13 protein-coding genes are annotated in these 14,507 nt (G+C 65.5%); 11 read left to right on the forward strand and 2 right to left on the reverse strand.

Annotation, left to right across the window (positions count from 1 at the left end):
- Positions 1–171: 171 nt before the first annotated feature.
- Positions 172–621 carry an OsmC family protein gene (locus ACSFBF_RS25705; protein ID WP_435471975.1) on the forward strand — a complete coding sequence of 150 codons (450 nt, stop codon included), beginning with the start codon at positions 172–174 and terminating at the stop codon, positions 619–621.
- Between the two features lie 10 nt (positions 622–631).
- Here ACSFBF_RS25705 and coq7 read toward each other — a convergent pair whose 3' ends face one another.
- Positions 632–1,261, reverse strand: coding sequence for a 2-polyprenyl-3-methyl-6-methoxy-1,4-benzoquinone monooxygenase (gene coq7, locus ACSFBF_RS25710; RefSeq protein ID WP_435471977.1), 630 nt, complete (start codon positions 1,259–1,261; stop codon positions 632–634).
- A gap of 282 nt (positions 1,262–1,543) precedes the next feature.
- Between coq7 and ACSFBF_RS25715 the strand changes: the two genes are divergently transcribed.
- From ACSFBF_RS25715 to ygiD, 10 genes are all read left to right on the forward strand, one after another.
- A complete protein-coding gene (locus ACSFBF_RS25715; protein WP_435471979.1) occupies positions 1,544–2,788 on the forward strand; it encodes a porin in 1,245 nt (414 codons plus the stop codon).
- Between the two features lie 176 nt (positions 2,789–2,964).
- Positions 2,965–3,945 (forward strand): ABC transporter permease, encoded by a 981-nt coding sequence (locus tag ACSFBF_RS25720; RefSeq protein ID WP_093048330.1) that lies wholly within the window; start codon positions 2,965–2,967, stop codon positions 3,943–3,945.
- A 1-nt stretch (position 3,946) separates the two neighbouring features.
- Complete coding sequence (locus ACSFBF_RS25725) at positions 3,947–5,218, forward strand: M20 aminoacylase family protein (RefSeq protein ID WP_435471982.1); 1,272 nt, start codon at positions 3,947–3,949, stop codon at positions 5,216–5,218.
- A 31-nt stretch (positions 5,219–5,249) separates the two neighbouring features.
- Positions 5,250–6,833, forward strand: a complete 1,584-nt coding sequence (locus tag ACSFBF_RS25730; RefSeq protein ID WP_435471984.1) for an ABC transporter substrate-binding protein — start codon at positions 5,250–5,252, stop codon at positions 6,831–6,833.
- 71 nt (positions 6,834–6,904) lie between these two features.
- Positions 6,905–7,816: an ABC transporter permease gene (locus ACSFBF_RS25735; RefSeq protein WP_435471986.1), complete on the forward strand. Its 912-nt coding sequence runs from the start codon at positions 6,905–6,907 to the stop codon at positions 7,814–7,816.
- Between the two features lie 26 nt (positions 7,817–7,842).
- On the forward strand, positions 7,843–8,913 hold the full coding sequence (locus ACSFBF_RS25740) for an ABC transporter ATP-binding protein (RefSeq protein WP_435471988.1): 1,071 nt from the start codon (positions 7,843–7,845) through the stop codon (positions 8,911–8,913).
- Complete coding sequence (locus tag ACSFBF_RS25745; RefSeq protein WP_435471990.1) at positions 8,910–9,917, forward strand: ABC transporter ATP-binding protein; 1,008 nt, start codon at positions 8,910–8,912, stop codon at positions 9,915–9,917. The genes ACSFBF_RS25740 and ACSFBF_RS25745 overlap by 4 nt, the downstream gene beginning before the upstream one ends.
- 279 nt (positions 9,918–10,196) lie before the next feature.
- Entirely contained in the window at positions 10,197–10,376 is a 180-nt protein-coding gene (locus ACSFBF_RS25750; RefSeq protein WP_435471992.1) for a DUF3311 domain-containing protein, read from the forward strand.
- On the forward strand, positions 10,376–11,881 hold the full coding sequence (gene mctP, locus ACSFBF_RS25755; RefSeq protein ID WP_435471994.1) for a monocarboxylate uptake permease MctP: 1,506 nt from the start codon (positions 10,376–10,378) through the stop codon (positions 11,879–11,881). Before ACSFBF_RS25750 ends, mctP begins: the two co-directional genes overlap by 1 nt.
- Positions 11,882–11,951: 70 nt before the next feature.
- Positions 11,952–12,860 carry a 4,5-DOPA-extradiol-dioxygenase gene (ygiD, locus tag ACSFBF_RS25760; protein ID WP_435471996.1) on the forward strand — a complete coding sequence of 303 codons (909 nt, stop codon included), beginning with the start codon at positions 11,952–11,954 and terminating at the stop codon, positions 12,858–12,860.
- An 18-nt stretch (positions 12,861–12,878) separates the two neighbouring features.
- On the opposite strand, the gene zwf is transcribed toward ygiD, so the two are convergent.
- A complete protein-coding gene (zwf, locus tag ACSFBF_RS25765) occupies positions 12,879–14,351 on the reverse strand; it encodes a glucose-6-phosphate dehydrogenase (RefSeq protein WP_435471998.1) in 1,473 nt (490 codons plus the stop codon).
- Positions 14,352–14,507 lie beyond the last annotated feature (156 nt).

Raw genomic sequence — 14,507 nt, forward strand, 5'->3', positions numbered from 1 at the left:
CACCAATTGGAAGGGTGGAGGAGACAACTGGGTGCGCATACGTTTGCGCAATGAAATAAAGTATATCGACTGTTTGTTGCGTTGCAACAAGCGAGTGATGCTTTTCCCACACACAAATGGATGTCGGCGTGCATTTTTGCCCGACATCCCAGATTTGGAACTCCGAAAACCATGGAATGCACAGTAAGTTGGACCGGTGACGCAGGTACGCGATCAGCCATGGGCTTCGTTGCCGAGACGGGCAGTGGTCACGTCCTGATGATGGATGGCGCACCGGATGCCGCGAAGCCCGAGAACGGCGGACAGAACCTCGCGGCGCGGCCGATGGAGACCGTTCTTGCCGGCACCGGGGGATGCACTGCCTACGATGTCGTGCTCATACTGAAGCGCGGACGTCATCGCGTCGAGCGCTGCAGCGTCAAGCTGACCAGCGAGCGCGCCGAAAAGGACCCGAAGGTCTTCACGAAGATCCACATGCATTTCACTGTGGCGGGCAAGGGAATTCCGGCCTCTGCCGTGGAGCGCGCAATCGCACTGAGTCACGAAACCTACTGCTCCGCCAGCATCATGCTGGCGAAGACAGCCGAAATCACCACCAGTTTCGAGCTGATCGAAACCTGAGTCGGCTGGCCTAGATGCGGTGCGCTAGCGTGGTCATCACGCGGGAAGCCACGCGCATCAGGGCCTTGGCCGGTGCCGGGAGTTCCGCCGCGCCGGCGTCGACAGCCTGCGATGCATGGCGGGCTTCGTCGAGCTTCATCTGCTCGACCACTGCCTTGGATGCACTGTCTCCGGGCGGGAGGCGATCGAGATGGCTGTCCAGGTGAGCCTCTACCTGGCGCTCTGTCTCCGCGACGAACCCCAGGCTCAACGGGTCCCCCAGACGGCCTGCGATGAGACCGAGGCCGAAGGCGCCCGCATACCAGAGAGGATTCAGGATCGACGGACGCGCGCCCAGCTCGTCAAGCCGTTGCCGGGTCCAGGCCAGGTGATCGGTTTCCTCGTGCGCGGCCTCGATGAAATGGGCGCGCAGCGCAGGATCGCGTGTCACCGCTGCCTGGGCTGTGTAAAGCGCCTGAGCGCAGACTTCACCCACATGGTTCACCCGCATCAGCGCGCCGGCTTCCCGACGTTCCGCTTCACTCATTTCGCCCGGCGCCTGTGAGGGGACGGGCGTCGCCCGCGTGGCATGGGGTCGGGCAAAAAGCGTACGTAATGCCGCGTCGGCCGCGGTCAGAACAGGGTCGATCATGAGCGTCATGCGCCTATTTGAACGCACATGCGAAATGCCACGTCGGAGCCTCGTCATATTTCACATAGTGGTGTACCGAGGGGCCTAAGTCCTTTGTTGCAAGCGTGCAACGAAACGCGCGAGCCACCCAAGATTTCGGGCGAATTGTTTTGCCCTGCCGCAGCGGCTCTGGTGCAATAGCATCAACTTCCCAAAAGGAGGTTGGCCCGGGGTCCGGTGGGAGCACAAAAGTGCCAGTCACGGTGAGCCCTTCGCACCGGAGCCCTATGTTTAACCTTGGAGAAACTTGCAATGAAAAAATCTCTAGTTGCTCTGGCTGCCCTGGCTGTTGCCGGTGTTGCCTCGGCTCAGTCGTCCGTCACGCTGTTTGGTGTGGTCGACGCGTCGATCAGCGGCTATTCGAGCACCTCGCGTGACCTGAACACGGCCACGCTCGCGAATCCGTTCTATCTGAACCAAGGCAGCCGCAAGGTCAGCCGCACGGAACTGGCTAACTCGGGTTACAACTCCAGCCGTCTGGGCTTCCGTGGTACGGAAGACCTCGGTGGTGGCCTGGCAGCCAGCTTCTGGCTCGAAGCCCCGATCAAGAACGATGACGGCTCTGAAGGTGTTGCAACGTTCGCTCGTCGCTCGACCGTCAGCCTGTCGGGTGGTTTCGGTGAAGTTCGCCTGGGTCGTGACTACACCGCCACGTTCTGGAACGACACCGTGTTCGATCCGTTCGGCACCAACGGCGTTGGCACCAACCTGATCTTCTCGTCCAGCGCTGCGCTCGGCGCCTTCGGTACCCCCGCAGCGTCGACCGGCGCCGCCACCAACACCGGCACCAGCAACTACGTTCGCGCAAGCAACGTCGTTGGCTACTTCCTGCCGCCGAACCTGGGTGGTTTCTACGGTCAAGTGCAGTACGGCTTCGCAGAGAAGACCAAGTACAGCCCTGGTCTGTCTACGCCTAACGTGGCTAACAGCCAACGTCAAGGCCGTTACGTCGGTGGCCGCTTCGGCTACGCCAACGGTCCTCTGGACGTTGCGCTGGCTTATGGCAGCAGCACCGTTGGTGACGACTACTACGCTGGCACGACCACCAAGACCAACACGCTGAACCTGGGCGCTTCGTATGACTTCGGTCCCGTGAAGCTGTTCGGTGAACTGTCGAAGGTCAAGAACAAGGTCGACTACGAAGTGACGCCGCTGGCTGGTGGCCGTGCTGACACCGATGTGACCGGTTACCTGCTCGGCGCAACCGTGCCGGTCGGTGCTGGCCTGATCCGCGCTTCGTGGTCGCACGTCAAGTACGACCTGAACGCGCCTACCACGCTGTTCGGTGTGAACACGCCTGATCCCAAGGCCAACAAGCTGGCTCTGGGCTACGTGCACAACCTGTCGAAGCGCACGGCTCTGTACGCTACCGTTGCTCGCATCAGCAACAAGAACGGCGCAGCTCTGACTGTTGGCGGCGCTTCGTTCGTGACCACCGGTGGCTTCACGCCCCGTTCGTCCACCGGCTACGACTTCGGTATCCGTCACGCTTTCTAATTTGACGCTGGCGTAAGCCAGCTTCGAATCAAAAGCTCGAAAGCCACTCGACGAAAGTCGAGTGGCTTTTTTTCGTCTGGGCATCCTTGGGGAAATCACGAGGCGCACCCCCGGGGAACCACCGTGCGGGCACGCACCTTGCACTGCTAGCATGCCCCGTTCACTCCGCTCGATGAATGATTGCCTTTGTACTGCGCCGCCTGATCCAGGCCGTGATCGTGATGATCGCGGTCGCGTTCATCGCCTTTCTCCTCTTCCAATACGTCGGCGATCCCGTCGTGTTCCTCCTGGGGCAGGACGCCAAGCCTGAGCAGATCCGCGAGCTGCGCGCCGCATTGGGGCTCGACCAGCCCTTCTTCGTGCAGTTCTGGCACTTCCTTGTCAACGCCGCACAAGGTGAGTTCGGCCTGAGCCTGCGCCAGGGCGCGAAGGTGTCGCGCCTCATCGGCGAACGCTTCCCGGCCACGCTCGAACTCGCGCTCGTCGCGGCCGTGCTGGCGCTGTTCATCGGCATTCCGATGGGCGTCTACACCGCGTTGCGCCGCGGCACCTTCATGAGCCAGGTGTTCATGACCGTGTCACTGCTCGGCGTGTCCCTGCCCACCTTCCTGATCGGCATCCTGCTGATCCTCGTCTTCGCAGTCACGCTCGGGTGGTTCCCGAGCTTCGGCCGCGGCGAGACCGTGAAGCTCGGCTGGTGGACCAGCGGCCTCTTCAGCGCCGACGGCTGGCAGCACATCGTGTTGCCGGCGGTGACGCTGGCGATCTTCCAGCTCACGCTGATCATGCGGCTGGTGCGCGCCGAGATGCTCGAGGTGCTGCGCACCGACTACATCAAGTTCGCGCGTGCGCGGGGCCTGACGAACCGCGCCATTCACTTCGGCCACGCACTCAAGAACACGCTGGTGCCGGTGATGACCATCACCGGCCTGCAGCTCGGCGGCCTGATCGCCTTCGCGATCATCACCGAGTCGGTGTTCCAGTGGCCCGGCATGGGCCTGCTGTTCATCCAGGCCGTGACTTTCGCCGACATTCCGGTGATGGCCGCCTACCTGTGCCTCATTGCCCTGATCTTCGTGGTGATCAACCTCGTGGTCGACCTGCTGTATTTCGTGGTCGATCCGCGATTGCGCGTCGGCAAGGCGGGAGGGCACTGACATGACGGCAGCGACAGCAGAGGCCCCGCGCCTGAAGGCCTCCGGCCGCGCATTCGCGCACATCGCGAACTTCTATCCTGAGATCACGGCCTTCCGCCGCGACCTGCACGCACACCCCGAGCTCGGCTTCGAAGAGGTCTACACCTCCGGCCGCGTGCGCGAGGCCCTGCGTGCCTGCGGTGTCGACGAGATCCACGAAGGCATCGGCAAGACCGGTGTGGTCGGCGTCATCCGCGGCCGCTCGACGGCCAGCGGCCGCATGATCGGCCTGCGCGCCGACATGGACGCGCTGCCCATGCGCGAGGACAACGACTTCGGCTGGCGTTCCGCAAGCGACGGCCTCATGCACGGCTGCGGCCACGACGGCCACACCGCCATGCTGGTCGGCGCTGCACGCTACCTGGCCGAGACGCGCGACTTCGACGGCACCGCCGTGCTCATCTTCCAGCCCGGCGAAGAAGGCTTCGCCGGCGCGCGTGTGATGATCGAGGACGGCCTGTTCGACCGCTTCCCGGTCAACGCCGTCTACGCGATGCACAACTGGCCCGCCATGCCGGCCGGCACCGTCGGCATCAACCGCGGCGCGATGATGGCCGCGGCGGACCGCATCACCATCAGCATCAAGGGCAAGGGCGGCCACGGAGCGCATGCGTACCAGACCGTCGACCCGGTGATCGTCGCGGCGCACATCATCACGGCCGCCCAGACCATCGTCTCGCGCAACGTGCGCCCGATCGATGCGGCCGTCATCAGCATCTGCGCGATGCAGGCCGGCGACCTCGGTGCGATGAGCGTGGTGCCGGGCGAGGCCACGCTGGTCGGCACCGTGCGCACCTTCAGCTCGCGCGTGCAGGCGCAGGTCGAGCAGCGGTTGAACGAACTGTGCACGGCCATCGCCTCGGGCTTCGGCGCCAGCGCCAGCATCAAGTACGAGCGCATCTACCCGGCCACCATCAACACCTCGCCCGAGGCCATGTTCGCGGCCGACGTGGCCGAGTCGCTGGTGGGCGCGAAGAATGTCGAGCGCAGCATGGAGCCCAGCATGGGCGCCGAAGACTTCTCCTTCATGCTGCAGAAGAAGGCCGGCGCTTACCTGCGCATCGGCCAGGACGTGCGCGAAGGCGCCTACCTGCACAACAGCCGCTACGACTTCAATGACGAGATCCTGCCGCTTGGCGCCGCGCTGCATGCCGGCCTGATCGAGCAGGGCATGCCGCTTGCCGTTACCCGCGGTGCGCAGCCAGGGAAAGCCGCCGCCACCGCGGCGACGTGATGTGTTTGATTCCAACCCGAGGAGTGTTCCCATGAGTTTCAAGAAAAGTGTGGCCGCGGCCGCCGTTTTGTGCGCCCTGAGCGCCGTCAGCATGGTCGCCGGCGCGCAGACCATCCGCATCGCGAACCAGGGGGACGCGCTATCGCTGGACCCGCACTCGCTCAACGAGTCGCTGCAGTTGAGCGTGACCGCCAACGTCTATGAAACCCTCGTGGGTCGCAACAAGGACCTGAGCCTTGCGCCGCTGCTGGCCACCAGCTGGAAGCAGACCTCGCCGAACGTCTGGCGCTTCGAACTGCGCAAGGGCGTGACCTTCCACGATGGCACCCCGTTCTCCGCCGACGACGTGGTGTTCAGCTTTGCGCGCGCCCAGGGCGACGGCTCCGACATGCGCGCCACGCTGAGCGACATCAAGGCCGTGCGCAAGGTCGGCGACCTCGCCGTCGAGATCGAGACCAACGGCCCCTTCCCGATCCTGCCCGACGTGATCTCGCTCACCATGATCATGAGCAAGAAGTGGTGCGAGGAAAACCAGGCCACCAAACCGGTGGACCGCCGCAAGGGCATCGAGAACACCGCCTCGTTCAAGGCCAACGGCACCGGCCCGTTCCGTGTGCGCGAGCGCCAGCCCAACGTGCGCACCGTGTTCACGCGCAACGGCACCTACTGGGGCAAGATCGACGGCAACGCGCAGGAAATCATCTTCACGCCCATCGCCAACCCCGCCACCCGCGTGGCCGCATTGGTCTCTGGCGAAGTCGACGTGATGGAACCCGTGCCGGTGCAGGACATCGCCCGCATCAACGCCGCGCCCAACGCCCGCGTCATCACCGGCCCCGAGATGCGCACCATCTTCCTGGGCATGGACCAGAAGCGCGACGAGCTGCAGTACTCGAACATCAAGGGCAAGAACCCGTTCAAGGACAAGCGCGTTCGCCAGGCCTTCTACCAGGCCATCGACATCGTCGGCATCCAGAAGACCGTGATGCGCGGCGCTTCCAAGCCCACCGGCCTGCTGGTCGGCCCCGGCATCAACGGCTGGAGTGCCGACCAGGACAAGCGCTTGCCCTACGACGTCGAGGCCGCCAAGAAGCTGCTGACCGAAGCCGGCTACCCGAACGGCTTCGAGGTGTCGCTGAACTGCCCGAACGACCGCTACGTGAACGACGGACAGATCTGCCAGAGCGTGGCCTCCAACCTCGCGAAGATCGGCGTGAAGATCAACCTCGTGGCCGAGACCAAGGGCACCTACTTCCCGAAGATCCTGCGCCGCGACACCAGCTTCTACATGCTGGGCTGGACCCCGACCACCTACGACTCGCACAACGCGCTGAGCTCGCTCACGGCCTGCCCCGACGACAAGGGCACCGGCCAGTTCAACCTGGGCGCGTACTGCAACCCCAAGCTGGACGAGCTGACCAAGAAGATCCAGTCCGAGAGCGACAAGGCCAAGCGCAACGAGCTGATCAAGGAAGCGTTCAAGATGCACGCCGACGACATCGGCCATCTGCCGTTGCATCAGCAGTCGCTGGCCTGGGGCGTGAGCAAGAAGGTCGAGCTGGTGCAGCTGGCCGACAACTTCATGTACTTCAAGTGGATGAGCATCAAGCCGTGATCCCGCTGGCCGCCCGCAAGGCGGCCTGACCATGGGCCCGCTTCTTGCGGGCCCATTCCTTTTGCCTCACGATGAAAAAAACACTCGCCCGTTGGCTCGACAGCGATGTCGGCTACAGCTTTCGCACATCGCCCGTGGCCATTGGCGCGGCGCTGATCGCGCTGGTCTGCGTGGTCTGCGCGGTGTTCGCCGGATGGGTGTCGCCGCACAACCCCTTCGACCTCGCCACCCTCGAACTGAGCGACGCGCGCCTGCCGCCCGCATGGAGCGCCGATGGTTCGTCCAAGTACCTGCTCGGCACCGATGACCAGGGCCGCGACATTCTCTCGGCCGTCATCTATGGCGCGCGCATCTCGCTGATCGTCGGCCTGGTGTCGGTGGTGCTGTCGGTCGTCGTCGGCGTCGTATTTGGCCTGCTGGCCGGCTTTCTCGGTGGCTGGCTTGATTCCTTCCTCATGCGCGTGTGCGACGTGATGCTGTCGTTTCCGCCCATCCTGGTGGCGCTGCTCATCGCCGGCGTCGGCCGCGCGCTCTTTCCCGGCGCGCACGAGTCGCTGGCCTTCGGCGTGCTGATCATTTCCATTTCGCTGACCGGCTGGGTGCAGTACGCGCGCACGGTGCGCGGCTCCACGCTGGTGGAGCGCAACAAGGAATACGTGCAGGCAGCGCGCGTCACCGGCGTGGCGCCGATGCGCATCATGCTGCGCCACGTGCTGCCCAACGTGATGGGGCCGGTGATGGTGCTGGCCACCATTCAGGTGGCGACCGCGATCATCACCGAGGCCACGCTGTCATTCCTCGGCGTGGGCGTGCCGCCGACTTCGCCTTCGCTGGGCACGCTCATCAGCATCGGCAACCAGTACCTGTTTTCGGGCGAATGGTGGATCACGGTGTTTCCGGGCCTGATGTTGGTGCTGATCGCGCTCAGCGTGAACCTGCTCGGCGACTGGCTGCGCGACGCGCTCAACCCGCGTCTGCGCTGAAGAGAAAAGAGAAGGAGAACGCCACCATGACGCTGCTCCAGGTCAAAGACCTCGTCGTCGAATTTCCGCATCGCCGCGGCACGCTGCGTGCGCTCGACCGCATTTCATTCGACATCGCGCCCGGCGAAATCCTCGGCGTGGTGGGCGAATCGGGCGCCGGCAAGTCGCTCACGGGCGCGGCCATCATCGGCCTGCTCGAACCGCCAGGCCGCGTGGCCGGCGGCGAGATCCTGCTGGAGGGCCAGCGCATCGACAACCTCGGCTTCGATGCGATGCGGCCCATTCGTGGCCGCAAGATCGGCGCGATTTTTCAAGACCCGCTGACCTCGCTGAACCCGCTCTACACCGTGGGCCGGCAACTGGTCGAAACCATCCGCGCGCATCTGCCCGTGACCGAGAGCGAAGCACGCAAGCGCGCCATCGGCCTGCTGCAGGACACCGGCATTCCCGCCGCCGAGCAGCGCATCGATCACTTCCCGCATCAGTTCTCCGGCGGTATGCGGCAGCGCGTGGTGATTGCGCTGGCACTGGCGGCCGAGCCCAAGCTCATCGTGGCCGACGAGCCGACCACCGCGCTCGACGTGTCGATTCAGGCGCAGATCATTCAGCTGCTCAAGCAGGTCTGCAAGGACCGCGGCGCTGCTGTGATGCTGATCACGCACGACATGGGCGTGATCGCCGAAACCTGCGACCGCGTGGCCGTGATGTATGCCGGCCGCATCGCCGAGATCGGCCCGGTGCATGAAGTGATCCATCAGCCCGCGCACCCCTACACCTCGGGCCTGATGGCATCGATTCCCGACATGACGAGCGACCGCGAGCGGCTCAACCAGATCGACGGCGCGATGCCGCGGCTCAACGCCATTCCCACGGGCTGTGCCTATAACCCGCGCTGCCCGCGCACCTTTGCGCGCTGCCTCACCGATCGGCCTGAGCTCATGCACGCCGGCGCCACGCGCGCTGCCTGCTGGCTGCACGATGCCGCCGATCCGCATGCCGGCCAGGCCGAGATCGCGGCAAGGCACCACGACGCATTGGCGGCCGGCGAACGCGCCACGCCCGAAGCGGCCGAACCCATCGTGGAGGTGACGCGATGAGTGCCACAACGAGCGAACCCCTCGTGGTCGCGCACGACCTCGCGCGCACCTTCGACGTCTCGCCGCCCTGGCTCAACCGCGTGCTCGAACGCAAGCCGCGCGTGCTGCTGCACGCGGTCGATGGCGTGAGCTTTTCCATCGAGCGTGGCAAGACGCTGGCGCTGGTGGGCGAATCGGGCTGTGGCAAGAGCACCGTGGCGCGTCTGCTGGTGGGCCTGTATGCGCCGACGCGCGGCGGCCTGCAGTTCGACGGGCAGGACGCGCATGCCGCCTTCAAGACCCCCGAAGGCCGCAAGCTGCGCCGCCGCATCCAGATGATCTTCCAGGACCCCTACGCGAGCCTCAACCCGCGCTGGATCGTCGAGGACATCATCGGCGAGCCGCTGCGCGAGCACGACATCCTGAGCGACAAGGCCGCGCTGCGCGAGCGCGTGGGCGAGTTGCTCAAGTCGGTCGGCCTCTCGCCGCTGGACATGAGCAAGTACCCGCACCAGTTCTCGGGCGGCCAGCGCCAGCGCATCTCGATTGCGCGCGCACTCGCCACGCAGCCCGAGTTCCTGGTGTGCGACGAGCCAACCTCGGCGCTCGACGTGAGCGTGCAGGCGCAGGTGCTCAACATCATGAAGGACCTGCAGCGCGAGCAGGGCCTGACCTATCTCTTCATCTCGCACAACCTCGCCGTGGTGCGCCACGTGGCCGACCAGGTCGGCGTGATGTACCTGGGCCGGCTGGTCGAGGTGGCCGACAAGCAGAAGCTGTTCGCGGCGCCGCAGCATCCATACACCCGCATGCTGCTCGACGCCATTCCGCAGATGAAGCACACGGGCCGCCAGCGCACGCCGGTGCAGGGCGAGGTGCCGAACCCGCTGAACCCGCCCACGGGCTGCGCCTTTCATCCGCGCTGCCCGCATGCCAATGCGCGCTGCTCGGCGGAGCGGCCGAAGCTGCTGAGCATCAAGGGCGTGCAGGTGGCTTGCCACGCGGCAGAAGAGGGGCGCATCTAGGGCCTGTCAACGCTATTTCCGGGGTCGCGTTGGCTGGACAGCCAACCCTTCGGGAAGGCCTGCCAGGGCGGGCCACTCCGCGTTGCGCTCCTTGCGTGTGCGCATGCACGCGCGGCGTCGCGCGCCTTGATTGGCCCACCCTGGCATGCCTTCGCGACCCCGGAAATAGCGTTGACAGGCCCTAGCACGGCCGCTTAATCCGGGTCGGCGCCGCGTGTTCGGCTTCAGGTCTATAACCCCTTGGTGCTTTCGTAAAAATCACACCAAGGAGAACAGCACATGTGGGCCTTGCTCTTGTTGCCCTTCATCGGGCTTCTGTGGCTGCCGTTCTACAACAGCCCCTTGCCGGAGCTGTTCGGCTTTCCCTTCTTCTACTGGTACCAGCTGCTGTGGGTGCCTGTCACCGCGCTGCTGATCTGGATCGTCTACCGCAGCGGGTATGAAGAGGGAGACGAATGATGGACGGCCAGATCAACTGGACCGCGCTGTCGGTCTTCGTTTTCTTCTTCCTCCTGGTCACCGTGATGGGCTTCTGGGCCTCGCGCTGGCAGAGCGGCGGCGCCAAGGGCAAGGGCGCGCACCTCGACGAGTGGGGCCTGGGCGGTCGCAACTTCGGCACCTGGATCACCTGGTTCCTGGTGGGCGGCGACTTCTACACCGCCTACACGGTGATTGCCGTGCCTGCGCTGGTGTACGCCGTGGGCGCCTATGGCTTCTTCGCGCTGCCGTACACCATCCTCGTGTACCCGATCGTCTTCATCATCATGCCCAAGCTCTGGCATGCCGCGCACAAGGCCGGGCACGTGACTGCCGCCGACGTGGTGTACGGGCGCTACGGCTCGCGCGCGCTGGAGCTGGCCATTGCCGTGACCGGCGTGGTCGCGACCATGCCCTACATCGCGCTGCAACTGGTCGGCATGGAGGTCGTCATCAAGGCGCTGGGCCTCACGGGCGAGCTGCCGCTGGCTGCGGCCTTCGTGATCCTGGCGCTCTACACCTACTCGGCGGGGCTGCGCGCGCCGGCGCTCATTGCCTTCGTGAAGGACCTGATGATCTACATCGTGGTGCTGGTGGCGGTGGTGCTGGTGCCTATGAAGCTTGGCGGCTACAGCAGTGTGTTCCACGCGGCCGGCGATGCCTTCGCGGCCAAGGGCGGCGCGACTGGGCTCACGCTCAAGCCGGCGCAGTACCTGCCGTACGCGAGCCTGGCACTGGGCTCGGCGCTGGCGGCCTTCATGTATCCGCACACGCTCACCGGCATCTTCGCGGCGAAAAGTGCCAACACCATCCGCAAGAACGCCGTCTTCCTGCCGGCGTACACGGTGCTGCTGGGGCTCATCGCGTTGCTGGGCTACATGGCCTATGCGGCCCATCTCACGGTGAAGAGCAACAACGACGTGGTGCCGGCGCTCTTCAATGCGCTGTTTCCGTCGTGGTTCGCGGGCTTTGCGTTCGCGGCCATCGCCATCGGCGCGCTGGTGCCGGCGGCGGTGATGTCGATCGGCGCGGCCAACCTGTTCACGCGCAATTTCTGGAAGGCCTACGTGCGGCCCGACGTCACGCCAGCAGGCGAGGCCAAGGTCGCGAAGATCGTGTCGCTGGTGGTCAAGCTGGGGGCGCTGGTGTTCATCCTGTTCCTGCCGACCCAGTTCGCGCTCGACCTGCAACTGTTGGGCGGCCTGTGGATCCTGCAGACCTTCCCGGCGGTGGTGTTCGGCCTGTTCTTCGGCTGGTTCCGTGCACCGGCGCTGCTGGCGGGCTGGGCCGTGGGGCTGCTCGGTGGCAGCTGGCTGGCGTTCTCGGACGGCATCAAGCCGGTCCACACCTTCGTGATCGGCGATGGCAGCTACACGCTCTACACCGGGCTGGCGGCGCTGGTGCTGAACATCGTGGTCGCGGTGGTGGTGCAACTCGTGGTCAAGGGAGCGCCGCTGCGCGAGGCGCCAGTGCTCGCCAGGAAGTAGGCCGCCTTTCTTTCGAAAAAGTGTGCGCAAAGGCACCGCCTTGCGCCGGAAACTGTTGCAGAGTGCCGCCATGCCAATGACGACAACGCTTGCAACCTCCGAACTGGGCCGCCGCGGCTTCCTGATGGGCACCGCCATTGGCGCGACCGCGGTGCTGGCCTCCCTGGCCTGCAGCGTGCAAGCCGCCGATGCTCCGGCGCGCCGCATGCCGGTCATCTTCATCGGCCATGGCTCGCCGATGAACGCCATCAGCGACAACGCCTTCACGCGCCGGCTGTCGGCATGGGGCCGCGAGCTGCCCCGGCCCTCGGCCATCCTCAGCGTGTCGGCGCACTGGCTCAGCCGCGGCGCCACCGGTGTCGGCATGCAGACGAGGCCCAAGACGATCCACGACTTCGGCGGCTTTCCGCAGGCGCTGTTCGACATCGAATACCCCGCGCCGGGTCATCCCGCACTTGCCCAGGAGACCGTCGGCGTGGTGAAGCAGACGCCGGTGATCGCTACCGAGCAATGGGGCCTCGACCACGGCACGTGGTCTGTGCTCAAGCACCTGTACCCCAAGGCTGACATTCCCGTGTTTCAGCTCAGCATCGACTACGACAAGCCGGCTGCCTTCCACTACGCGGTGGGCCGTGACCTCGCTGCGCTGCGCGACAAGGGCGTGCTGGTGATGGGCAGCGGCAACGTGGTGCACAACCTGCGCGCCACCGACCGCGGAACGCCCGACGGGCCCAGCGCAAGCCGGCCATGGGCGCAGTCATTCGACGATGCGGTGAAGTCCGCGCTGGCGGGCCGCGATGACCGCGCATTGGTCGACTACGCGAAGCTGGAAGGCGCATCGACCGCCGTGGCGATGCCCGATCACTACTACCCGTTTCTCTACGCCCTCGGCGCCGCCGGGAGCGGCGAGCGTGCGAAGACGGTCTACGAGGGCTTCCAGTCGGGCACGCTCAGCATGCGTTGCCTGCAGTTCGGCTGAGCGAGGCCGGGCCGGGCGTTACTGCTCTTCGCCCCAGGCGAAGCCGTCGCGCGCAATCATCGCGCTCGACGCGCTCGGGCCCCAGGTGCCGGCCGCATAGGGGCGCGGGCCGCCGTCCGAATCCCAGCTGTCGATCAGCGGCTCGACCCAGCGCCATGCTTCTTCCTGCTCGTCGCTGCGCACGAACAGGTTGAGGCGGCCGTCGATCACGTCGAGCAGCAGGCGCTCATAGGCGCCCACGCGCTCGGAGCCGAAGCGCTTGTCGAAGTCGAGGTCGAGTTGCACCGGCGCGAGTTGCGCGGCCGCGCTCTGGTTGCCGTTGGTGCGCTGGCGGTTGTCCTGGGCCTGCGCGAGCATGTGCAGCTCCAGCCCGTCCTTGGGCTGCAGGTTGATCACCAGCTTGTTGACGTTGCCGGCCGGCGCACGATAAATCGCATGCGGCGTGGGCCGGAAGTTGACCTCGATGCGCGCGTCGCGCGAGGCCAGCCGCTTGCCGGTGCGGATGTAGAAGGGCACGCCGGCCCAGCGCCAGTTGGCGATTTCGGTGCGCAGCGCCACGAAGGTCTCGGTGCGGCTGTCGGGGTTCACGCCCGGCTCGTCGCGGTAGCCCTGCACCCGCTCGCCGTAGGCCGTGCCGGCCGTGTACTGGCCGCGCACCGTGTGCAGGCCCAGGCTCTCCGGCGTCCAGGGCTTCAGGGCGCGCAGCACCTTGAGCTTTTCGTCGCGGATGGCGTCGGCATGCGCATTGATCGGCGGCTCCATGGCCACTGCGCACAGCAGTTGCAGCGCGTGGTTCTGCACCATGTCGCGCAGCGCGCCGGTCTGGTCGTAGAAGGCGCCGCGCTTTTCCACGCCCAGGTCTTCGGCGATGGTGATCTGGATGTTGGCGATGTGCTCGCGTCGCCAGATGGGCTCGAACAGTGCATTGCCGAAGCGCATGGCGAACAGGTTCTGCACCGAGGGCTTGCCGAGGTAGTGGTCGATGCGAAAGACCTGCTTTTCCTCGAGCACCTTGCCCACGGCGGAGTTGATGGCGCGATTCGATGCCAGGTCGTGGCCCAGCGGCTTCTCCAGCACGATGCGGGTCCTGGGGCCGTTGAGCCCGGCCGCCGCGATCTGCTCGATCACCTGGGTGAAGAGCGCGGGCGCCGTGGCCACGTACATCACCACCGTCTTGGCGTCGCGCTGGTTGAGCAGGCTCGCCAGGCGGGCATAGTCGTCGGGCTTGGACAGGTCCATGCGCAGGTAATGCAGCATGGAGGCGAACTTCTCGAACTCCTCGGGCGAGGGCCGCTTGGCGCCTTCGACAGCGCTGAAGCGCGACTGGATCAGCTCCCGGTACTGGTCGTCCGACAGGTCGTCCCGCGCCACGCCGACGATGCGGCCGTCAGGTGGCAGACTGCCGTGCCGGAATGCCTGGAACAGCGCGGGCATCAGCTTGCGCCACGCGAGATCGCCAGTACCGCCGAACAGAACGAGATCGAAGCTCATGAGAAAACTTTCCTTTGTCTGAGTGCCGAGGCAGGCTGCATGCGTCGCTGATGCGACATGCGCCAGTCGCGATGGTACTTGTACCGATTAGTAGTGGCCTGTACTAAAACTACGCTGCCCCATGGCCGCAAGGCCATTTTTCATATCCGAGAGATT

Source organism: Variovorax nivicola (assembly GCF_051216475.1).
GTDB lineage: Bacteria > Pseudomonadota > Gammaproteobacteria > Burkholderiales > Burkholderiaceae_C > Variovorax.